General features: G+C 47.8%; 15 protein-coding genes and 2 pseudogenes. 8 read left to right on the top strand and 9 right to left on the bottom strand.

Translation table 11 applies throughout. From position 1 onward, the window contains the following. Window positions 1-59: 59 nt before the first annotated feature. The 5 genes from mtaB to EAO37_RS06220 are packed head-to-tail and all read right to left on the bottom strand — an operon-like array spanning window position 60 to window position 6,822. Window positions 60-1,307, bottom strand: coding sequence for a tRNA (N(6)-L-threonylcarbamoyladenosine(37)-C(2))-methylthiotransferase MtaB (mtaB, locus tag EAO37_RS06240; RefSeq protein ID WP_120952453.1), 1,248 nt, complete (start codon window positions 1,305-1,307; stop codon window positions 60-62). After that, on the bottom strand, window positions 1,285-2,892 hold the full coding sequence (locus EAO37_RS06235) for a mechanosensitive ion channel domain-containing protein (RefSeq protein ID WP_120952450.1): 1,608 nt from the start codon (window positions 2,890-2,892) through the stop codon (window positions 1,285-1,287). The genes mtaB and EAO37_RS06235 overlap by 23 nt, the downstream gene beginning before the upstream one ends. Next, window positions 2,889-4,388, bottom strand: a complete 1,500-nt coding sequence (locus EAO37_RS06230) for a mechanosensitive ion channel domain-containing protein (RefSeq protein WP_120952447.1) — start codon at window positions 4,386-4,388, stop codon at window positions 2,889-2,891. Before EAO37_RS06230 ends, EAO37_RS06235 begins: the two co-directional genes overlap by 4 nt. Next, window positions 4,379-5,407 carry a 3-dehydroquinate synthase gene (gene aroB / locus EAO37_RS06225; protein ID WP_120944373.1) on the bottom strand — a complete coding sequence of 343 codons (1,029 nt, stop codon included), beginning with the start codon at window positions 5,405-5,407 and terminating at the stop codon, window positions 4,379-4,381. Before aroB ends, EAO37_RS06230 begins: the two co-directional genes overlap by 10 nt. After that, window positions 5,404-6,822: a TrkA C-terminal domain-containing protein gene (locus tag EAO37_RS06220; protein WP_205589478.1), complete on the bottom strand. Its 1,419-nt coding sequence runs from the start codon at window positions 6,820-6,822 to the stop codon at window positions 5,404-5,406. Before EAO37_RS06220 ends, aroB begins: the two co-directional genes overlap by 4 nt. A gap of 49 nt (window positions 6,823-6,871) precedes the next feature. On the opposite strand from EAO37_RS06220, the gene tgt reads away from it, so the two are divergent. Continuing rightward, window positions 6,872-7,978 carry a tRNA guanosine(34) transglycosylase Tgt gene (gene tgt / locus EAO37_RS06215; protein WP_120952444.1) on the top strand — a complete coding sequence of 369 codons (1,107 nt, stop codon included), beginning with the start codon at window positions 6,872-6,874 and terminating at the stop codon, window positions 7,976-7,978. Here tgt and ftsZ read toward each other — a convergent pair. From ftsZ to EAO37_RS06200, 3 genes are read right to left on the bottom strand one after another with little or no spacing between them, the layout of a single operon-like run. Then, complete coding sequence (ftsZ, locus tag EAO37_RS06210; RefSeq protein WP_235852983.1) at window positions 7,975-9,114, bottom strand: cell division protein FtsZ; 1,140 nt, start codon at window positions 9,112-9,114, stop codon at window positions 7,975-7,977. The genes tgt and ftsZ overlap by 4 nt on opposite strands. A gap of 10 nt (window positions 9,115-9,124) precedes the next feature. Next, window positions 9,125-10,510: a cell division protein FtsA gene (gene ftsA, locus EAO37_RS06205; RefSeq protein WP_120944367.1), complete on the bottom strand. Its 1,386-nt coding sequence runs from the start codon at window positions 10,508-10,510 to the stop codon at window positions 9,125-9,127. Between the two features lie 3 nt (window positions 10,511-10,513). Next, window positions 10,514-11,974 carry a peptidylprolyl isomerase gene (locus EAO37_RS06200; RefSeq protein WP_120952441.1) on the bottom strand — a complete coding sequence of 487 codons (1,461 nt, stop codon included), beginning with the start codon at window positions 11,972-11,974 and terminating at the stop codon, window positions 10,514-10,516. A 108-nt stretch (window positions 11,975-12,082) separates the two neighbouring features. Between EAO37_RS06200 and EAO37_RS06195 the strand changes: the two genes are divergently transcribed. Further along, a complete protein-coding gene (locus tag EAO37_RS06195) occupies window positions 12,083-13,369 on the top strand; it encodes an adenosylmethionine--8-amino-7-oxononanoate transaminase (protein WP_120952438.1) in 1,287 nt (428 codons plus the stop codon). On the opposite strand, the gene EAO37_RS06190 is transcribed toward EAO37_RS06195, so the two are convergent. Further along, complete coding sequence (locus tag EAO37_RS06190; RefSeq protein ID WP_120944363.1) at window positions 13,366-15,009, bottom strand: alpha-keto acid decarboxylase family protein; 1,644 nt, start codon at window positions 15,007-15,009, stop codon at window positions 13,366-13,368. The genes EAO37_RS06195 and EAO37_RS06190 overlap by 4 nt on opposite strands. Before the next feature lie 168 nt (window positions 15,010-15,177). Between EAO37_RS06190 and pyrH the strand changes: the two genes are divergently transcribed. The 6 genes and pseudogenes from pyrH to EAO37_RS06160 form a co-directional block, all read left to right on the top strand. Further along, window positions 15,178-15,903 carry a UMP kinase gene (pyrH, locus tag EAO37_RS06185; protein WP_120944361.1) on the top strand — a complete coding sequence of 242 codons (726 nt, stop codon included), beginning with the start codon at window positions 15,178-15,180 and terminating at the stop codon, window positions 15,901-15,903. 18 nt (window positions 15,904-15,921) lie between these two features. After that, on the top strand, window positions 15,922-16,143 hold the full coding sequence (locus tag EAO37_RS06180) for a DNA-directed RNA polymerase subunit omega (protein ID WP_162982168.1): 222 nt from the start codon (window positions 15,922-15,924) through the stop codon (window positions 16,141-16,143). Further along, a pseudogene (locus EAO37_RS06175) lies at window positions 16,118-18,455 on the top strand (RelA/SpoT family protein). Before EAO37_RS06180 ends, EAO37_RS06175 begins: the two are co-directional and overlap by 26 nt. A gap of 9 nt (window positions 18,456-18,464) precedes the next feature. Next, entirely contained in the window at window positions 18,465-19,673 is a 1,209-nt protein-coding gene (gene tyrS, locus EAO37_RS06170) for a tyrosine--tRNA ligase (RefSeq protein WP_120952435.1), read from the top strand. A gap of 11 nt (window positions 19,674-19,684) precedes the next feature. Further along, a complete protein-coding gene (locus EAO37_RS06165; RefSeq protein WP_120944353.1) occupies window positions 19,685-20,776 on the top strand; it encodes a nitronate monooxygenase in 1,092 nt (363 codons plus the stop codon). A gap of 4 nt (window positions 20,777-20,780) precedes the next feature. Then, window positions 20,781-21,138: pseudogene (locus tag EAO37_RS06160) on the top strand (N-acetylmuramoyl-L-alanine amidase); the annotation flags it as partial.

Below are 21,138 nucleotides of genomic sequence, written 5' to 3'. Positions count from 1 at the left end.
AAAACACCACCACAATCGCCCCCAATAACACCCCCAAGCCCCCAAATAGGACTTTTTTATTAAAGCGCCGCATAGGTTCTTTCTTTTTGCACTTGGTAATTTTCTAAGCGCACCCACTGGGCGCGCAAATCACGCGGCGCGCTAATGGCTATGGGGTTGAAATACTGATCACGCCCATGGTAGAGCCCCTCTTTATAGCTTTCTACCAACACTTCTAAAGGGGTGTGTTGGGCGCGCGCGCGAAACGCATGGTTATTTTCTTGCACCCATGCGCTAAGTAGTCTCAAGCGCGCCTTAGCCACATCGCCCCGCACGCGCTCTGGCATGGTGGCTGAGAGTGTGTGCGCGCGTGGGCTGTAGATGAAGGGGTGGATATGAGTCAAGGGCAAAGTTTTGAAGTTTTCTAGCGCGCTTTGCCAAATTGCCTCGCTTTCATAAGGGTGTCCCACAATGAAATCCGTGCCTAATGCAAAGCCCTTAGAGGCGATAACTTCTAAGAGTTTGGCATCGCTAGCTACCCGGTTACGCCGCCGCATGCGCTTTAACATAGTGTCATGGCTATGTTGCAAGGCAATGTGTAAATGGCGCTCCAAAATGGGGTGATCGAGCAGTTCTAAAAACTCGTCATCAATTTGGCTAGGCTCTAAACTCCCAATACGCACCCGTTTGATCCCCTCAATGCGCGCGATTCTTTTAATCAGGCGCGCGATATTGCTCTTAGTGTCCTTGCCATAACTCCCCACATTGGTCCCTGTGAGCACAATTTCTAACACCCCGCTTTGGGCTAACACTTGGCATTGCTCTAAAATTTGACTCTCTGGCAAACTCCTAGATTTGCCCCGCACCAAAGGGATCACGCAATAACTGCATTTGAAATCGCACCCCTCTTGGATTTTGACAAACGCCCGGGTTTTGCCCACAAAGAGAGGCACAATGCTAGAATCCACATGCGCCAAATTATCGGCGTGAAAAAAGCCCTCTTTGGTGTGCAAGAGGGCATTGATATGTTCTTTGCGATCATGCCCAAAAACCCCAAAGACATGCCCATTTTTAAAAAGCTCTAAGCCTTGGGAGCTAGCCCCACATCCGGTAAAATAGACTTTCTTACCCAAGGCACTCATCTTTTTGGCGTAGGCGCGCGCGCTATAATCGGCATCATTGGTTACCGTGCAAGAGTTAAGCACCACAATATCGGCTTGATCCTCTGCTTGGGTGTGTTCAAAATCCCTCAAGTGCGCCAACATCACCTGGGTGTCAAAGAGATTAGTGCGGCAACCAAAGGTTTTAAAGTATATTTTCTGTTTCATGTTTCTTCCTAAGATCGTAATCTTTATTCCCAAACCCATCGCCCACATCGCGCACAAGCTTGGTCGTGTTATAAGCCACAAAAATGTCGGGTTCTTGTAAGAGCGCTTCTATAATATCGCTAGAAATCTTAGACTTGAGCGCGAGTGTAGCATAAGAGTTGGTTTGGTACCACACGCTAATTTGAATCCCGTCCTTTTCTAACGCCATGAACACCCTAGGGCTCACACTGGTGTTGCGCAGAGAATACTTGGTGCGCATTTTACTGAGCTGTTTATAGGTCATCTCGGTATACTGCTTGGCATGGGTGTTGGCGGTGTTAAAAGCGATCTCCATGGCTTTTTTGTAATTGGAGTCAAAGGTGAGGTGGAACACCACCCCATCCCAAACACTCTTCATGCCAAAGTGGCTGTAATTGGCAAAGAGACTCGTGAAGATATAGTTATTAGGCACAAAGACAATGCGCCCCGCACGGCAATGGTTCTCTTTGTAGGCTAGGGGCGTTACATCCTCAAAGATAGTGATATAGAGCATGGAGATGTCTAGCACATCGCCCACATAGGTATTGCCCTCTTTAGAAACCTTGACGCGATCGCCCACATGCACATTCCCCCCCACCATGATCGTCAACCAACCTAGTAAGCTCATAAACAAATCGCGCATCGCGATGGCTAGCCCCGCGCTAGCAAAGCCTAGCACGGTCACTAAATAGGACACATTTTCCAAATAGGCAAATAGAAAAATCAGCAAAATCACATTAGCATTGATGAAGTTAATCGCCTTGTTAATAGTGTAGGCGCGCTCATTGCTTTGCACATACTTATGGCTAATGACTTTCAAAATCCATGCTAAGATGATGCTCACTAAGGCGATCAACACCACATACAAGAGCTTGAAGAGCTGGGCTTTGATTTGGGTTTGGACATTAGCGTCCACCTCTTCGATGTCTTTGGCATACAAGTCCATGCTAGTTTTTAGGAGTTTTTGCGCCCCTTGCAATTCGATCTTTTTGATTTGTTCTTGGTAGAGTTTCTTAGCCGTGTTGCTATCATCTTGCAAAGCCTGTAAGCGGGTGAGAAGACTCACTTCCTGTTCCAAAAAACCTAGAGCTTCCATCAACAGCTTTTGGTTGCGCTTCATGGTGGCGTATTGTCCCTTGATGTTTTTCACAAAGGAAATCCCACCAATGATCGCCACGGGGTTACTAATGGTGGGGATATTGCCAATTTGGGGCTTTTCTACCAATTCTTTAAAGGGGTTGAGTTTGTATTGCTCCAAGAGTTCTTCTTGGTGCTTGAGGGCTTGCAAGGTGTGATTTAGTGTGCTAATTTGCAGGGCATTATTGCTTTTTTTGTGTTTGAGGGCTTTGAGTTGGGTTTGGATACTTTGGATTTCGGTGTAGATTTGATCGTAACTCTCCACATTGTTGAATTTCTTTAACCAAATATTATTGCCATTATCTAGGTGTTTTTCTAGACTGGTTAACTCAGCAAGTAATTGCGCGCGCCCATCTTGACCGGGCATACTAGAATCTTGGGACCCCAATAGCACCCCCCCTAATAACAGACATGCCCACCATTTTTTCATGAAGCCGGCTTAGGGTTGATAAGAATGCTCTCAGCGCGTTCGAAGGCTTGGGTGATCTCTAGAGCGATTTGGGAGCGCAATCCTAGAGTGTCATACGCGCTCACTAAGTAAGAAACATACAGACGCAAGCCCTCTTTTTCGGGCATCAAAGCCACTTTGGGGCTAGAATCTAAGGTGCGTAGAGCGTATTTGGTGCGCATCTTGGCTAATTGCAGGCGAGTTGCCTCGCTATGCACTCTAGCGTGCGCGGTGGCGATCTCTAGGGCAATTTCTATAGCGCGCGCGTAATCTGAACCAAATGGCAATAAGAAGTCTAGGCTATCCCACACCGTGTTTAGACCTAAGTGGGTGTAGTTGGAAAACAAACCCGTGAAGATGTAGTTATTGGGCACGAAGATGATGCGCCCGGCACGCCCGTTATTCTTGGTGTAGGTGGTGAGGGTTACATCCTCTAAAATGGTGATATTGAGCATGGAAATGTCTAGCACATCGCCCACATAGGTGTTGCCATCTTTGGAGATTTTGACGCGATCGCCCACATGCACGCTTCCCTTTAACACAATAGCCAACCACCCTAGCGCGCTCATGAACACATCGCGCATGGCAATAGCAAACCCGGCACTAGCAAAGCCCAAAAAGGTGATGAGATAAGACACATTTTCTAAATAGGCAAATAGGAAGATGAGCACGATCACATTGGCGTTGATAAAATTAATGGCTTTATTAATGGTGTAAGCTCTCTCATCGCCCACCAAGTACTTATGGCTCAAGCGTTTGAGCGACCACGCCAATAGCACACTGCTTAACGCGGTTAGCACCACCCAAAGTAATTTAAACAGCTGGTCTTTAATTTGGGATTTGATACTTAGGCGCACCGCGTCCATGTCCTTAGCGTAACTCTCCATACTTGCGCTCAAGAGATTTTGCGCGCTTTGGAACTCTATGATTTTAACTTGTTCGTGGTAGATTTGTGGGGCGAGTTTGGGGTCTGGAGCTTGGGCGTTGAGCTGTTCTAAGAGGGTGAGCTTTTCTTGGATCAGGCGCAAGGTGTGTTTTAAACTCTCTAAATTGGCTTGCATACTTTGGTAATGCGCTTGCAAACCCTTCATAAAAGAGAGACCCCCGATGATAGCAAAGGGGTTGGTGATGGGGGGGACATTCGCAATAGGGGGTTTTTCTACCAATTCTTTAAAAGGGTGGCTTTTATAGGCTTCTAGGAGCTTTTGTTGGTGCTGGAGGGTTTGCAGGCTGTGTTCTAACGCGCTCATGTCTAAGCCGTGTTCGCCCTTGTCGTGCAAAGCCTTGAGCTGGTGCTGGATACTTTGGATTTGCGAAGAGAGCTTGCCATAACGCTCAAAATTTTTAAACTTTTGCACCCATGCATTGGGTTCTAGCTGCTTATCTAGGCGATCCAACTGGGCTTGCAGACTGGCTTTATCCTGCGCGCCCAAACCCACACATAGCGCGCATAGCGCGATCAAAACTCTTAAGCCCATGCCTTAAGCACCCCGCATACTAATGCTTTATCCAAATTATCTAGCATGGCAAACGCCCCGATTCCCTTGGGCAACACAAAGCGCACCCCGTGGCGGTTTTTCTTGTCTTGTTGCATGGTGGCATAGAAACTCTCCATGTCCTTGATTGTATAAGACAAATCCAAATTATAGGCGCGCAACAAGGCTTGGATGCGCGCATGGCTTTTTGAATCTAGCAAGCCTAGCTCGAGGGCTAGCGCGTTTGCCATCTGCATGCCCACTGCTACCGCCTCTCCATGCAATAACTCCACATAATCCCCCTCTTTTTCAATGGCATGGGCAAAGGTGTGCCCGTAGTTGAGCCCCATACGCAAACCTGTTTCTTTCTCATCAGCTTGCACCACCCTAGCCTTGATTTGCACACTTTTAAAGATCGCTTCTTCTAAGTGCGCCTCTATGGGGTGGGTGTGTAGCCACTCAAAATAAGGCGCGTCCAAACAGATCGCCTTTTTGAGCATCTCTGCTACGCCCGCCCTAAACTCGCGCTGTGGCAAAGTCTTTAAAAAATTTGGATCGATGTAGACCGCTTTTGGAGGGTGAAATGCCCCGATGAGGTTTTTGCCATGCGCGTTATTGATCCCCGTTTTGCCTCCCACGCTCGCGTCCACTTGGGCTAACAGTGTAGTGGGGACATTGTAAAAATCTATGCCCCGTTTGTAGATCGCGCTGGCAAAACCCACCATATCGCTCACCACTCCGCCCCCTAGGGCGATCATGCAATCTGAGCGGCTTAAATGCGCGCTAAAAGCGCTCTCTAAAATCCCCTCTAGGCTCTGCCAATTTTTAAAAGCCTCCCCTATAGGCACTAGGTGTGTTAGCACTGCCTCAGCCTGTAAATTTTTCAAAAACCCCTCCAAGTGTAATTTTGCTACCTCACTATCGCTTACCACTAACACCTTACCGGGTATGCTCAGGGGAGGCAGTGCGCCCACACTCACGCGATACACTCCCTGTTGGGTTTGGATAGACAAATGCATCATTCTACCACCGGGATAAAAATCTGGGGATGGGTATTGCTTAAAAAGGCGATCTTTTCTACCTTAGTAGAGAGCATCCAAAATAACTGACTCTGGGTGATACAAGATTCAAAGGGTAGGAATTGCATAATCGATGCCTCTAATTTTCTCAAAAATAAGATAGGGTTTTTCATAGATGTGCGGATGATCTTGATTTTACGGCTGTAAATGTGAGAGAGGTGTTTGTAATTGTCAATGACTTCCACCTTGTAACGCTTGTCCGGATCAAAGTCGTATAATAGCATGTCTAAACCCATTTGCGCGCAAATATCAAACATCACCGAAGAGATGTCCTCGCTTTGTTGCATGCTCTCATTGAGCACCACCATGCCTTTTTTAATGCCTTCTAAACCTTTGGTATTGGTTTTAAAAATGGGTGTAGTGATCCCAAAAAGCGCTTTCCTATTCTCTTGGTGCATGAAGAGTTCTGGACCCACCACCACTAGACCGATTTTCTTTTGGCTATCTGTGTAGAGTTTTTCCATGAAGGGCGCGCCACTGAAATCTAACACCACATGGATGTCTGGCTTTTCTATGGCACGAATCGATTCGATCATCCCGACTTTAGGGTTGAGCACACACACATACAACGCCAAGCTCTTGAGATTTTCATGTAGAAATAGGGCTTGTTTGAGATCGCGATTTAGGGCTTGGGGGCTTTGTAAGCGCATGTCTATGTAGAGATAAATATCGCGCCCAAAGGGGGCGGGGAATTGCCCCACATTGCTTTTGACTTGTAAATAGACATTGTTAAGCACCTCTGGGTTGCCCGCCACTAGGAGCTGATCTCTAGGCAGAATGATCGTAGAAGGGTGGCTTAAAAAGAATTTGTTTTTGCGGTAAATCCCCACGATTTTATAATCTTTTTGGCGCAACGCCCCGATGTGGCGGTAAGCAAAGACACTCCCATAGGGCACGCCAATCTCCATCACCTCCCCTTGTTCTAGCCCAAAGCCTTGGGGGACACTTGGCACATTGGGAATCTTGGCGATGCATTTATTAGCCAGAATCTGGGTATTATCTATGATGACTAACCTGTCGTCTTTGATTCCCCCCCACATGTCCGCGCGGGGCAAGTTCACCAATAGGCGCACATCTTTATTGCGCTGCCTGATGATCTCATAGATGGCGTGTTGCTCTTGAGGGTTGTCCAACATGACAAATACATCGCTGATCTTCGCGTCCAAAACGGCGTGGAGTCTGTAAGCAGAGGTGGGATCAAAAACATGCGCCTCAAAGGTGCTAGGCAGAGTGCTAGGCAGAAAAGAAGCGTCCTTTGTGATAACCAAATAGAAATTGTTGCTAAAATACTTGCTGGCTAGTGTTTCTAAAAATTTTTTAGCCACAGCACCCTCTAAAATCAACGCGACTCGTTTCAAGCACTTCCTAGTGTTTTTGGCTATTATATAGCAAAAAAAGTTAAGGCACATGCTACATCTTTGCTTGGACGCACAAGATGGGCGTGCGCGCGCGCTCACCCTCCATTTAGCCCATGGGCGCGTGCAAACCCCCATTTTTATGCCCGTAGGCACGCAAGGCAGTGTCAAAAGCCTAGATACGCAGGATTTACACGCTTTGCAAGCCCCCATTATTTTAGCCAACACCTACCACCTCTATTTGCGCCCCACCTCTGAGCGCATCGCCAAGTTGGGAGGCTTGCATGGCTTTAGTGGGTTTGAGGGGAATTTCTTGAGCGATAGCGGGGGATTTCAAGCGTTCTCTTTGCGCCACAACACCAAAGAGCACCCTGAGGGGATCGTGTTTAAATCCCATATTGATGGGAGCGCGCACCTTTTCACCCCCGCTAAAGTCTTGGACATCCAATACGCGCTCAATAGCGATATTTGCATGGTGCTAGACGATCTGGTGGGTTTGCCCGCTTCTTACGATCGCTTATTACAAGCGGTGCAAAAAACCACAGCTTGGGCGCAAGCCAGCCTAGAGCACCACCGCCAACACGCCAACCCCACTAATTACATCTTTGCGATTGTGCAGGGAGGTACACATCTAGCCCTACGCGCCCAAAGCGCACAGGAATTAAGCGCGCTAGATTTTGACGGGCTTGCCATTGGCGGGCTGGCTGTGGGCGAGAGCACGCAAGCCATGTATGACACCATCGCACACACCACTCCTCTTTTGCCCACCCATAAACCCCGCTACTTAATGGGAGTGGGCACACCCCAAGATTTACTAGAAGCCATCGATTTGGGCGTGGATATGTTTGATTGCGTCATGCCCACACGCAACGCTAGAAATGGCACACTTTTTACCATGCAGGGCAAGATTAGTATCAAAAACGCACGCTATAAGGACAGCGATACGCCCTTGGACGCTAGTTGCGCCTGCCACACCTGCGCGCACTATTCTAAAGCGTATTTACACCACCTCTTTAGGGCTAGAGAGTTGAGCTATTTCCGCTTGGCGAGTTGGCATAATCTGCATTTCTACCTAGAATTGGTGCGCGGGGCTCGAGAGGCTATTTTGCAACACCGCTACGCGCGTTACAAAACCCGCATGCTAGAGAGGTTGGGCTAGTCCTTTTGGTTGCGTAAGAAAGCAGGTTTATCTAAATCAATACCTTGATAAGTTTCCCCACTGCTCACTAATTTAATATTCTCCAGCGCGCTTTTAGAGAGGCTAAAGGAGGGTTCTAGATTGCCCTCTTCTTTGGGGGGAGCGGGTTTTTCAAAACCGGTCGCCACGATGGTAACCCTGACATGATCGCTGGGGGCGTTAGTGGAGGTGCATTTGCCAAAGATAATATCCGCGTCTTCATCGGCCATGGATTCGACCATGCTCACTGAGGTGGTGATCTCTAAAAGGGGGTAATCAGGATGGCATTCAAAATTGATGAGCACTCCCATTGCGCCATTGATAGAGACATTGTCAAACAAGGGCGAAGCGATGGCGTTTTCTAGTGCCACTGTGGCTGCGTTGACTCCCGTGGCTTCTCCAATCCCCATTAAAGCCAACCCGCGGTGTTGCATCACAGTTTTCAAATCTGCAAAATCCACATTAATATCGTTCTCGCCATAATTGATGATTATTCCAGAAATGCCATTTACCGCCTTAGCTAGCACATTATCCACTTCCTTAAAACTATCCTTCATACCCATGTCTTTGCCAACATAACCGATCAGCTTTTCATTGGGGATCACTACGATCGAATCGCTCACAGCTTTGAGCTCTTGCAAGCCCTCTTCGGCGATCTTGGCGCGCTTACGCCCCTCAAAATCAAAGGGTTTTGTAACCACAGAAATGGTCAATGCCCCCGCGTCCTTAGCGATTTGGGCGATCACAGGGGCTGCTCCCGTGCCCGTCCCCCCGCCCAAGCCAGCCGAAATGAAGACGATGTCCGCCCCTGCAACCATCTCCTTAATCACTTCTACGCATTCTTGAGCGGCTTGCTTGCCAATTTCTGGCTTCATGCCAGCCCCCCTACCCCCCGTGATCTTTTCTCCCAAGCGGATTTTATTCTTGGCATTAGAAGACTTGAGAGCCTGCCCGTCCGTGTTAGCCACAACGAGCGTGATGTCCTTATAAGTGCCCGTGGCAATCAAATGGGCGATCATATTAGATCCTCCACCCCCCACCCCGATCACCACAATCCTGGCCCCATTGGTTTCATAGATTTCTTCTACTTCTACGCCCGTCTCGTTCAATATCGCCACCCATGATCCTTTAAAATAACTTCGATCCCCACTCTTTGATTCGTTCTAAAAAGCCCGCTTCCTTAGGTGTGTTATAGGGGTATATTATATCTTTTTTCCGCTCTTTTGCGCCCTCTTTAAGGGGTTCACTGCTGTGCTTGAGATTGGTTAAATCCGTTTCGATGTAATTGCGCTCTGGGGCGTAAGAGAAATTAGGCTGGGCGTTATGCCGACTCTCCTTATAGCGGATCGTCTTTTCGGAATCCTTTTCATAATTGGTATGCCCCCCGGCCCCATAGAGAATCAAGCCGATCGCCACCGCGTAGGTGGGGTCTTTGAGCTCTTCAAACAACCCGCTAATTTCCATAGGTTTAGCGATCCTTACGGGCATGTTCCCAAAGATCGCCCCGGCCACATGGGCTATGCCCTGCATGTGGGTCATTCCTCCAGTGAGAACCACCCCTCGCCCCAAGCTATCCTTAAGCTTGCTACTAATGAGCGCGTTATTGAGCAAGTTAAACACCTCTAACACGCGGGTATTGATGATCTCGTGCACGAATTTTAAGGGGAAGCGATTCTTTTTGTTCTCTGCCCCCACAGCGGGCACTTCAATCTCTTGATCGCTCTCTTCAGCCAGCAAGTTACCATATTCGCGCTTGACATATTCAGCCGCCCCCAAAGGGGTGTGCAAACCAATAGCCAAGTCATCTCTAATGTGCTCTGATCCTACGGGCACATAGCCATTAAAGCGCATGGAATTGCCCTCATAAACCATGATATTGCAAGTGCTCCCTCCAATGTCAATACAAGCCACCCCCAAAGCCCGCTCATCTTCGCTTAAGACTGCAATAGAAGCCGCATAAGCTCCTAAAACGATGTTTTCAATCTTGACTCCAGCAATTTGGATCACACGGCGCAAGTTTTCTAAACTGCTGTGTTGCACAGTAACAATATGGGTAAAGACTTCTAGGCGCGATCCACTCATCCCCATCGGATCTTCAATATTATCTTGGTTGTCCAGCTTGAATTGGTAGGGCAGAATGTGGATCACCTCATGCCCGGCTGGGATAGAGGCGTTGTGCAAAGCGGTGTCTAAGGCGCGGTTGATCTCTTTGAGCGTGATCTCATTATTGGGCACATTGATGATCCCTGAGCTATTCACGCTTTGCGTATACGCCCCCGAGATAGAAACGATCGCTTTTTCTATGAAGTCCAAACCAGCCATGCGCTTGGCATCCTCAATAGCTTTTTTGACAATCTCGCCCGCTTGGGAGATATTGCTAATGCTCCCCTTGCGCACCCCCTCAGATTTTTGCGTGCTCGACCCGATGATTTGGGGCACGCTCTCTTTGAGCTCGGCGATGATGGCGCAAATCTTGCTCGACCCGATGTCTACACCAAGAATGATGGGATTCACGACCTACTCCTGCAAGTGCTTGGCATAGATCACCACCGGATACTTGCTCCTTAGCAACTCCACCAACGCGCGATCGAAGTCCTGCGCTTTGAGATCACTAGCCATTTCCTCTAAATAGGGTTGATTTTGCAGGGCATGCTGGAAGTCCTGTTGGTAAATTTGGTAGAGCACGGCTTTATCCTCTAGGACAAGAAAACCCTTGGCATCGGGGCGTTTGAAAATGTAACTGATGAGTTCTTTAGCCTGCTTGGGGTCTAACTCTTGAATACTGCCTTGAAATTCGGGCGAAATCGCGCCAATGTCATCGCCCTTGAAATTTTTAAGTTCCCTGCGCGCTTCTTGTTGCAACCAGGCGCGTTGTTTCTCTTTGGTGAGTTCCTCTAACACGGCTTGGCGCGCCTGTTTGAAGTCTTTGAGCGCGTTACTGGATTTTTTCACTAATTTGAGCACAACAAACCCCTCTTGGTATTCTAAAGGCTTAAGCACCTCCCCGGGGCGCATTTTTTCTATGTGGGCGTTAATCTCTTGGCTATAGGGCAAAGCGCTAAAGGTCTGTTCTGCTGGGGTGAGCTTGCCTTTTTTAAGAGCCAAATACTGCTCTAGAGCGCGTTCTTTAGCTTGGGCTTGTAAAAGATCATGAATCACCTTGGGTTTGGCATGCTTAAAATCTTCTAGCTTGCCATCTGCGTCCATGTAGGCACTCCTATGGGTTTGGTAATGCTTTTGCAAGGCGTTGTTGTCCGGGGGAGTTTTGCTAGGTTCTATTTGCAATGCCACTAAAGTGTAGCTGGGGGGCAATTTATAAGCACTCTTATGCGCTTGGTAATAGGTTTTGAGCGCGTCCTCATCTAGCTTGATGGGCGCGTCCTTGGCATGCAAGATTTTGATGAAAGCGCGATCCTGCAGGCGCAAGGGGTAGGCAAAGGCACTTTGTTCTAGGGGCGTAGTGGCTTTGGGGAAAAGAGCGGAGATTTTTTGCAGAAGCAGGGCGTTTTTGACATTGTCTTCAAAGGCACTAGGGCGGTAATGGTTTTCTTGCAAGAGTTTTTTATACAGGGCTTCATCAAAATGCCCGTCCTTTTGGAACATCTTGCTTTTTTGAATCTCAGCAATGATCTCTGCATCGCTCACGCCTAAGCCCACATCTAGGGCAAGATTTTTTAACAAGGCTTGGTTAACTAGCATGCGCAACGCGCTTTTTTCTAAGCCCATCGCTTGGATTTGCTTGGTGTCTAAATCTTTAAAACTAGGGATACTTTGGCTGTAGACATCTAGCAAGCGTTTATGCTCCATATCTAGCTCTTCTTGGGTGATGAGCACTTGCCCTACCTTAGCCACGCTCCCCCCCCCTAATGAAAAGCTGTATTGCCCCCAGCCGATCATGCCCGCTGCCACAAAGGCGATGGTGCTGATCCAGATAGTAACAACTAGGTATTTCTTATGCTTTTGCATCCAGGTGATCACGAAAGCCCCGCGTATAATTTGCTAAAGGGCTATTTTAGTCAAAGCTGACTAAAATCTGCTTTAAGATTTTGGTTTTTAGCCAAAATGACGATTTACAAAGATTTTTAGATGAACGCCCGCTACCACGATTTGGATATGCACTACATTTGGCATCCCTGTAGCCAAATGCACGATCACGAACAGCTCCCCCTAGTGCCCATTGCGCGCGCCCAAGGAATCTATCTCTATGACTTTGAAAACAACGCCTATATCGATGCGATTAGCAGTTGGTGGGTGAATCTTTTAGGGCACAACCACCCCTACATCACCCAACAACTCAAAGCCCAAGCAGACACCCTAGAGCATGTCTTGCTGGCTGGCTTTACCCACCCCCAAATTATCCGCCTTTCAGAACGGCTTTGCCAACTGAGCACCTTTGAAAAATGTTTTTACGCGGACAATGGTTCGTCATGCATAGAGGTTGCCTTGAAAATGAGCTACCATAGCCATTTGCTACAGGGCGCGCACAAACCTAAGTTTCTCTCCTTGAGCAATAGTTACCATGGCGAAACCTTGGGCGCGCTTTCCATTAGCAATGTAGGGCTTTATAAAGACACCTATAAACCCTTATTTTTGGAGCACCTAAGCACTCCTGTGCCCAAAAGCGATGCGCACATCTTTCTAGCTTTGCGCGCGCTAGAGGCACAATTAGACACGCACCACAAGACTCTAAGCGCGTTTATCTTAGAACCCCTCATCCAATGCGCCGGAGGGATGCACTTTTATAGCCCGGAATATGTGCGCCAAGCTAGCCAGATGTGCCAAGAGCGCGGGGTGCATGTGATCTTTGATGAAATTGCTGTGGGTTTTGGGCGCACGGGGACCCTCTTTGCTTACCAACAATGTGGGGTTAAGCCGGATTTTTTGTGCCTTTCTAAGGGCATTAGTGGGGGGTATTTACCCCTAAGCGTGGTGCTCACTTCTAATCGCATTTACAAGCAATTTTATGCCCCCTACGCGCAAAATAAAAACTTCCTGCATTCGCATAGTTACACGGGCAACGCTCTAGCCTGCGCCTGCGCTAACGCTACCTTAGATGTGTTAGAACAAGAGAATGTTTTAGAACACAACCGCATTTTGAGCGCGCACATGCAGGCGTGTTTGCAGGAGTCTTTGGGGGGGTTAAAGGGGGTAGCTAACTTGCGCGCGCTAGGCATGGTCTTTGCCTTTGAGTTGGAGGGCTATAGGGGCAGCACGCGGGCGAGTTTGGCTATCTTTGCTAAAGCCATGCAAAAGGGCGTGCTCTTGCGTCCTTTAGGCAACACCATCTATTGCATGCCCCCCTATTGTATCAATGAGACACAAATCCAGTATATCGCGCGCGTGCTCAGGGAAATCGTTTTAGAATTGCTCTAGGCATTGTTTTGTGCGCTAAAGAGCGCGCCTAGTTTTTTGAGCAAAGCTGGCGCGTCATGTTTATCCATGAAGACTTCGATCAAAGCCAGCTTAGTGGGCTCTTCTCTAGCGCTATTGAGCGCTTTTTGTAATTCAGGCACGCTAGAAACCTGAAAACTCAAGCACTCCCTAGACAACTTCACATCAAAGACGCTAGGCAATTTGGAGTAATGCCACATGTTGATGTCGTTATAGTGGCGCTGGGGACCATGGATACAACGCTCCACCGTGTAACCATCATTATTAATCACTATGATGATGGGCGTAATATTCTCTCTTAGCATAGTAGAGAGCTCTTGGGCAACTAATTGTAAAGAGCCATCGCCAATTAAAAGGATATTGCGCCGATTCCTATTAGCTAATGCGCTACCCAGCAAAGCCCCTAGAGTGTAGCCAATGGAACCCCAAAGGGGCTGACCTATAAAACTCACCCCGCTAGGTAAGGGCATGGAGAGCGCGCCAAAAAAAGAAGTCCCCTGCTCGGCGATCAACACATCATCGGGGCGTAAATACGCTTGGATCACCTTGAAAAACTTGTCTTGGGTGAGTTTGCCACTAAGGCGGGGAGTTTTAGGCATGGAGTCTTTGAGAACATGGCGTGTAAATTTTAAATCCGCTAGGGCTTTTAGCACATCTTGCATCAATATGTCATTGTAAATTCTCTCCCCAATTTGGCTATAAAGAGGATGAATCTCTATCATCTGGTGACCTTGTTTACGGACATAATTAAAGCCAGCGGTCAGTGAATCGGTGAGTTTGACTCCGATCATCAAAACGCAATCTGCCTGCTTGATCAACGCGCTGACTTTGGAGTCGCTTAAAATCCCGCTATACACCCCTACAAAATTGGGGTGGGTTTCATCAAAAACCCCTTTGCCCATAGACAGCGAGGCTAAGGGTAATTGGCTGGTTTCAATAAAGGTTTTGAGTTCTTGGTTAAGGCGGTAACGATTGACTTCATAATCGGCTAACACGGCTTGGGACTTGGATTTCTTAAGCACACCTTGCACAGCGTCTATGAAAGCCCCCAAAATTTTGCGATCGCTTTTGGGGGGCATGGGTGAGCACAGAATGATTTCAATAGGGCTATGCACGACATCGGCAGGAATGCCGATGTAAACGGGCTTCTTATGCAAAAAGCATGCCCTTAGCACCCGGTCGATCTCTGTGGGAGCGTTTTGTTTGTCTAGGATGGTTTGGGCGACACTCACCTCTCTATACATGTTGTAAAATTTCAAAAACTCCCCATCGCCTAAGGTGTGGTGCACGAATTTGCGCTTATAAGCTATGCTCCTAGAGGGCATGCCCACAATTTTCACCACAGGCACGCTCTCGGCGTAAGAGCCCGCTACCCCGTTGATCGCGCTGAGTTCCCCCACCCCAAAGGTTGTCAACAATGCCCCCATAGGCTTTAAACGCGCATACCCATCAGCAGCATAAGCCGCATTGAGCTCATTGCAATTACCCACCCATTGTAAGTGCGGATCGTCTTCAACCAAATCCAAAAAGGACAAATTATAATCTCCGGGGACTCCAAAGAGGTGTTGCACCCCATAGTCTTTCAGCTTGTCTAAGAGGTATTGCCCGATAGTAGTTTGCATGTCTTTCCTTTTGTAAAGTTTGTGTAACTCTAATCTCATAAACCCAACAACGCCCTAAGTAACTCCCTTAATTATGCCTCCTTGTAGCGTATAGAAACAAGGGTATCTTTCAGGGGCACTTTAAGCCTTTTTACTATACAATGCGCGCTTTATGATGTAAGGGAGTGCATGCAGAATAAAGGGCATAAGAATAAGCGTGTCTTGGTGAAATTTTCTGGGGAAGCGTTGGCAGGGGAAAATCATTTTGGGATTGATATTCAGGTGTTGAGCTACATCGCCAAAGAGATCAAAATGCTCGCCGAACACGGCATAGAAGTGGGAATCGTTATTGGTGGTGGTAATATTATCCGCGGGGTGAGCGCGGCTAAAGGGGGGGTTATTCGGCGCACCAGCGGAGATTACATGGGCATGTTAGCCACAGTGATCAACGCAGTCGCCATGCAAGAGGCACTAGAGCATTTAGGCTTAGAAGTGCGTGTGCAAAGTGCCATTGAGATCAAGGAAATTTGCGAAACCTATATCTACAGAAAGGCGATCCGCCATTTAGAAAAAGGGCGCGTGGTAGTCTTTGGAGCGGGCACGGGCAACCCCTTTTTCACCACCGACACAGCCGCCACTTTGCGCGCTATTGAAATTGGGGCAGATGTGATTGTCAAGGCGACCAAAGTCGATGGGATTTACGATAAAGACCCTAACAAGTTTGAAGACGCGCAAAAAATCGATACGATAAGTTATAATGACGCGCTCATTGGCAATATTGAAGTGATGGATGACACGGCTATTTCCCTAGCCAAAGATAACAAACTCCCTATTGTGGTGTGCAACATGTTTAAAAAAGACAATCTATTACAGGTGGTGAAACACAATCAAGGCGTGTTTTCTGTGGTAAAATAGAGGAAAACTCTAAAGGATATGGCGTTGAGAACAGAGGAAATTGTCGCCCAAGCCCTAGCCAAAGTGGATAATGATCGCTATGTGCTCTCCAATTTGATCTTTACGCGTGTCAAACAGCTGGGAGCTGGGGCTAAACCTTTGGTGGGGCTGGATACCAAGCACCACAAGCTTACCGACATCGCGATCCTAGAAGTCGCGCAAGGGAAAATCAGTCTTGAATGCATTGAACCAAGATACTAAGAAAAAAGTCTATGGGGATTTGCTGGAGATTCTAGGCGCGATCAAGGAAGTTTGTAGCCCGCGCGAGGCCACGCGTATTTTAGAAAATGTTACCCGCATCACCCCTAAGATCACGCATGCCTTAGATGTCGCTTACCACTTTCATGAAGGTCAGACACGCAAGGGTGGTGGTCCCTATATCACCCACCCCATTTGTGTCGCCGCTATTGTAGGCTTTTGCGATGGCGATGAAGCGATGGTGTGCGCAGCTTTGTTGCATGATGTGGTTGAAGACACCCCCTGTAGTGTGGAGTATGTAGAACGCGAATTTGGGGGCGATGTGGCGCATTTGGTAGACGCGCTCACCAAGATCACCGAAATTAGAAAAGAGGAGTTCCCTAAAGATGCCCAAGATTCTAGGCTTTTAGCCTCAGCCCTGACTTTTAGAAAAATTTTAGTGAGCGCGATTGACGATCCGCGTGCTTTGGTGGTGAAAATTAGCGATCGCCTACACAATATTTTAACCCTAGAAGCCCTGCCTAGAGAAAAGCAAATCCGCATCTCCAAAGAAACTTTAGCCGTGTATGCACCCATTGCCAGCCGTCTAGGGATGGCATCCATTAAGAACGAATTAGAAGACAAGAGTTTTTATTACATTTACCCCCAAGAATACCAAGAAATTCGAGCCTACCTCAATGAAAACCAACAATCTCTCTCTCTCAAGCTCAATGGTTTTGCGACCAAATTAGAGAAGTTATTTTTTAAAGCCGGGTTTGCTGAAGGGGATTTTACCATCAGCACGCGCATCAAGCGCCCCTATTCTATTTATCTCAAAATGCAACGCAAGGGCGCGGTGAGCAAGGATGAGATATTAGACTTGATGGCGGTGCGGGTGCTGGTGAAAAACCCGCTGGATTGTTATAGAATTTTGGGCATCGTGCATTTGCGTTTCAAGCCCATTATTTCGCGCTTTAAAGACTATGTCGCCTTGCCTAAGGAGAATGGCTACCAAACTATCCACACGACTATTTTTGATCAATCCTCCATTTATGAAATCCAGGTGCGCACCTTTGAGATGCACATGGGCGCAGAATATGGCAACTCAGCGCATTGGAAATACAAGGCCGGAGGCGCAGAACCGGACGCGCTTAAATGGTTGCACAATTTTAAATACCAAGGTCATGATTCTAAGTCCAACCCCAAAGAATTTTACGCCTTAGTGCAAAACGATCTCTACCGCGAAGACATCACCGTCTTTTCTCCCGATGGGGATACCTACACTTTGCCCGCTGGGGCGATTGTGTTGGACTTCGCCTATATGATCCATAGCGATCTAGGCGATCGCGCTGCTAAAGCCTTTGTGAATAACCAAAAGGCTACTCTCAATCAGGAACTCAGAAGTGGCGATGTGGTGAAAATTATCAAGGGCGAGCACTCTATCCCACGCTACATTTGGATCGACCAGCTCAAGACTTCGCGCGCCAAAAACCACCTCAAATTACAGCGCAAGAACCAGATCAAAGAGATCGACGCAAAGAGCATGATCAATATCCTTTCTTGCATTTTTGAAGGTCCTATTTTCACCCAAGAGATCGGACCCAAAGATTACCCCTTGTTTGAGAAAAAACTCGCGCAATATGGGGTAGAGACCTCTTTGAGTGAAGCTAGCAAGAACATCGGGAATTTAAAAAAATTAGTTGAAGAAATCCAAGAGAAGGTTAAAGAAACCCCCAAACACCAAAAGAAAAAGGTGCAATACAATGAGTTTGGGTTTTTGATGAAGAATCTCTTGCAATTCCGCCTGACTAATAAAATGCTCAACCTCATCAATCCCCACATCGGCTTGAAAAAGAGTTATTTGGAGCATTTCATCATCTACACCAACCCCTATGTGCATGTCAAACAAGTGTTGTTTGATGATTGTTGCCACCCTAAATACGGCGATGAAATTGTGGCGATCATGCCCACCTATAAAGATCACAAGATCGTCGTGCACCATAAACTATGCAAGGAAGTGGGCGCAGAGATCGATTTGGGTTTGCCCATGGTCTTTGTGCAGTGGAGTAAGCGCAAGAGAGAAATCTATAAGGGGATTTTTTTATCTTGAGGATAAAAAAAGCGCGTTAGTGCGTCTGTTAGACTTTTTGGCTAAAAACGACTGCACGATCATGGGCGTGAATTATTTAGCGCATGGGGATAATTTCTCTTCGCATTGTGAAGTTTCTATTGAATACAACGCTAGGGAAGCCAGCGTGCTTAAAGAAATTCTCTCCCAGAGATACCAAGAGAGATTGGTGAGTTTCTTAAGCGCTAAAGACGCTTACCAAGCCTAAAGGACAAGCATGCAAGCACAAATTCAACACGCGATGGCTCAGATCACTAAGGGCATGGGGGAGTGCATTGGTTTAGACTTATTGCAAAGCCTAGTAGAACGCTTTTATCACACCGGGAAACGCTTTATCATCAAGGCAGGTTTTGACCCCACAGCCCCAGATTTGCACCTAGGGCATGCCGTGCTCTTAGAAAAGCTTGCTACCTTGCAAAAACATGGCGGGCTTGTTAAATTTCTCATCGGGGATTTCACCGCACGCATTGGCGATCCCAGTGGCAAGAGTGAAACTAGAAAGCCCTTGAGCGAGGAGGCAGTGCAAGAGAACGCCAAGACTTATGCTAAACAAGTGTTTAAAGTGCTAGACCCCACCTTGACAGAGGTGTGTTTTAATTCCACATGGCTAAATGCTTTGGGGAGTGCGGGGATGTTAGCCCTGAGTGCTAAATTCTCTGTAGCGCGCATGCTAGAGCGCGATGATTTTGAAAAACGCCACCGCGCTAACCAACCCATTAGCATTGTGGAGTTTCTCTACCCCCTGTTGCAGGGTTATGATTCGGTTGTTTTAGAGTGCGATCTAGAATTGGGGGGCAATGATCAAAAGTTTAATCTCTTAGTGGGACGCTTTTTACAACGCGCCTACGGATTAAACAAAGAACAAAGCGTGCTCACCATGCCCTTGCTAGAGGGTTTGGATGGCGTGCACAAGATGAGCAAGAGCTTGGGCAATTACATCGCAATCACTGAGGAGCCCACTAGCATGTATGCCAAGCTTTTGAGCATTAGTGATGATTTGATGTGGCGTTATTACGAGCTTTTGAGCACCAAAACCCCCGAGCAAATCGCCCAATTACAGCGAAGCGTGCAGGAGGGCAAAGCGCACCCTAAAGCAATCAAGGAGGAATTAGCCCTAGAGATCACCACGCGTTGGCACTCTGAGCAACAAGCCCAAAGCGCTAAGGTTGAGTTTGATCAAGTCTTTAGCCAAAAACAAGCCCCAAGCCAGATGCCCGAATGGCATTTTGAAAATGGGGCATGGATTGGCAATGTGCTCAAAGAGAGTCAACTCTGTTCCTCTAGCTCACAAGCGCGCAGGGACATTTTAGGGGGGGGGGTGCGCCTCAATCACGAGGTGCTAAAAGATGATCGCTACCAATTTAGCCAAGGCTCTTATGTCCTGCAGGTGGGGAAAAGAAAATTTGCCTTGGTCCATATCCACTAAAAGGATAGCGCATGGTTTCCACACTCAAACCCCTAAAAATTGGCAAACACACCCTCAAGTATCCTATTTTTCAAGGGGGTATGGGGGTGGGGATCAGTTGGGATGAATTAGCCGGCAGTGCCGCTAAAGAGGGCATTTTGGGCGTGATCTCAGCGGTAGGCACGGGCTATTATAAGAATATGCGCTTTGTAGAAAAGATGGTCGCTAAAAAGCCCTTTGAAGCCTTGAATTTCTACTCCAAACAAGCCCTCAATGAAATCTTTAAAAACGCCCGTAAAATCTGTGGTTCTAACCCTTTGGGCGCGAATATCTTGCATGCGATCAATGAATACGGGCGGGTGGTGCGCGATGCCTGTGAGGCAGGGGCGAATGTGATCATCACTGGAGCGGGCTTGCCCACCAACATGCCCGAATTCACTAAAGATTTCCCCAATGTGGCACTGGTGCCCATTATCTCCTCTATTAAAGCCTTACACATCATCTGCAAACGCTGGAGCGCGCGCTATAAACGCGTGCCCGATGCGATCATCGTAGAAGGACCTCTAAGCGGGGGGCATCAGGGCTTTAAATATGAGGATTGCTTTAAAGAAGAGTTCCAGCTAGAAAACTTGGTCCCGGGCATTGTAGAAGCCTCCAAAGAATGGGGCAATATTCCCATTATTGCAGCTGGGGGCATTTGGGATCGCAAGGACATAGACACCATGCTCTCTTTGGGGGCTAGTGGGGTGCAGATGGCAACACGCTTTCTAGGCACCAAAGAATGCGATGCTAAGGTGTATGCGCAGATTTTACCCTCTTTGCAAAAAGAGGACATCTTGCTTATTAAATCCCCGGTGGGTTACCCCGCGCGCGCGATCAATACGGGGGTGCTCAAACGCATCAAAGAGGGCAATGCCCCTAAGATCGCCTGTGTGAGTAATTGTGTCGCGCCCTGCAACCGTGGCGAAGAAGCCAAGAAAGTGGGTTATTGTATCGCCGATGGGCTGGGGCGCAGTTATCTGGGCAATAAAGAAGAGGGGCTTTATTTCACGGGGGCCAATGGGTATAGAATCGAGCGCATTTTAAGCGTGCACGAGCTGGTGCAAGAACTCATCAAGGGCTAAATGGGTGCGCTTTGTCATTTGTCTGCTCATTGGGATTTACGCGCATGCCTTGAGTATCACGCAGGTTGTGCCCTTTGGCACAAGTAGCGTGCGTTTGAGCTTTGATCAACCCCTTGGCAAACACCATATCAAACAAACCCATGTGGGCAAGTTTGAGAGCGTGCTAGACATCAGGGCGCATTTCAAACTCCCGCCCAAACATTACCATTTTGATAACCAGACTTCTATTAGTATTGCACGCAGTAAAGCAGGCTTGGCTAAGATAGTCGTGCTCTATCCAGAGGGGAGTTATAAGATCAACCACACGGACAAGCACCTCTATATCATCATCACCACCCCCCAACACCCCCCAGCCCCCAACA

The organism is Helicobacter sp. L8, from assembly GCF_003660355.1.
Classification (GTDB): domain Bacteria; phylum Campylobacterota; class Campylobacteria; order Campylobacterales; family Helicobacteraceae; genus Helicobacter; species Helicobacter labacensis.
This window is presented reverse-complemented; position numbering and strand designations above follow the sequence as displayed.

Excerpts from the sequence above, each read along its gene's own strand:
- EAO37_RS06235 (WP_120952450.1), bottom strand. The coding sequence starts at position 2,892 with ATGAAAAAATGGTGGGCATGTCTGTTATTAGGGGGGGTGCTATTGGGG.
- EAO37_RS06180 (WP_162982168.1), top strand. The coding sequence starts at position 15,922 with ATGGCGTTGAGAACAGAGGAAATTGTCGCCCAAGCCCTAGCCAAAGTG.
- EAO37_RS06230 (WP_120952447.1), bottom strand. The coding sequence starts at position 4,388 with ATGGGCTTAAGAGTTTTGATCGCGCTATGCGCGCTATGTGTGGGTTTG.
- EAO37_RS06165 (WP_120944353.1), top strand. The coding sequence starts at position 19,685 with ATGGTTTCCACACTCAAACCCCTAAAAATTGGCAAACACACCCTCAAG.
- tyrS (WP_120952435.1), top strand. The coding sequence starts at position 18,465 with ATGCAAGCACAAATTCAACACGCGATGGCTCAGATCACTAAGGGCATG.
- pyrH (WP_120944361.1), top strand. The coding sequence starts at position 15,178 with ATGCAGAATAAAGGGCATAAGAATAAGCGTGTCTTGGTGAAATTTTCT.
- mtaB (WP_120952453.1), bottom strand. The coding sequence starts at position 1,307 with ATGAAACAGAAAATATACTTTAAAACCTTTGGTTGCCGCACTAATCTC.
- EAO37_RS06195 (WP_120952438.1), top strand. The coding sequence starts at position 12,083 with ATGAACGCCCGCTACCACGATTTGGATATGCACTACATTTGGCATCCC.
- EAO37_RS06190 (WP_120944363.1), bottom strand. The coding sequence starts at position 15,009 with ATGCAAACTACTATCGGGCAATACCTCTTAGACAAGCTGAAAGACTAT.
- tgt (WP_120952444.1), top strand. The coding sequence starts at position 6,872 with ATGCTACATCTTTGCTTGGACGCACAAGATGGGCGTGCGCGCGCGCTC.
- aroB (WP_120944373.1), bottom strand. The coding sequence starts at position 5,407 with ATGATGCATTTGTCTATCCAAACCCAACAGGGAGTGTATCGCGTGAGT.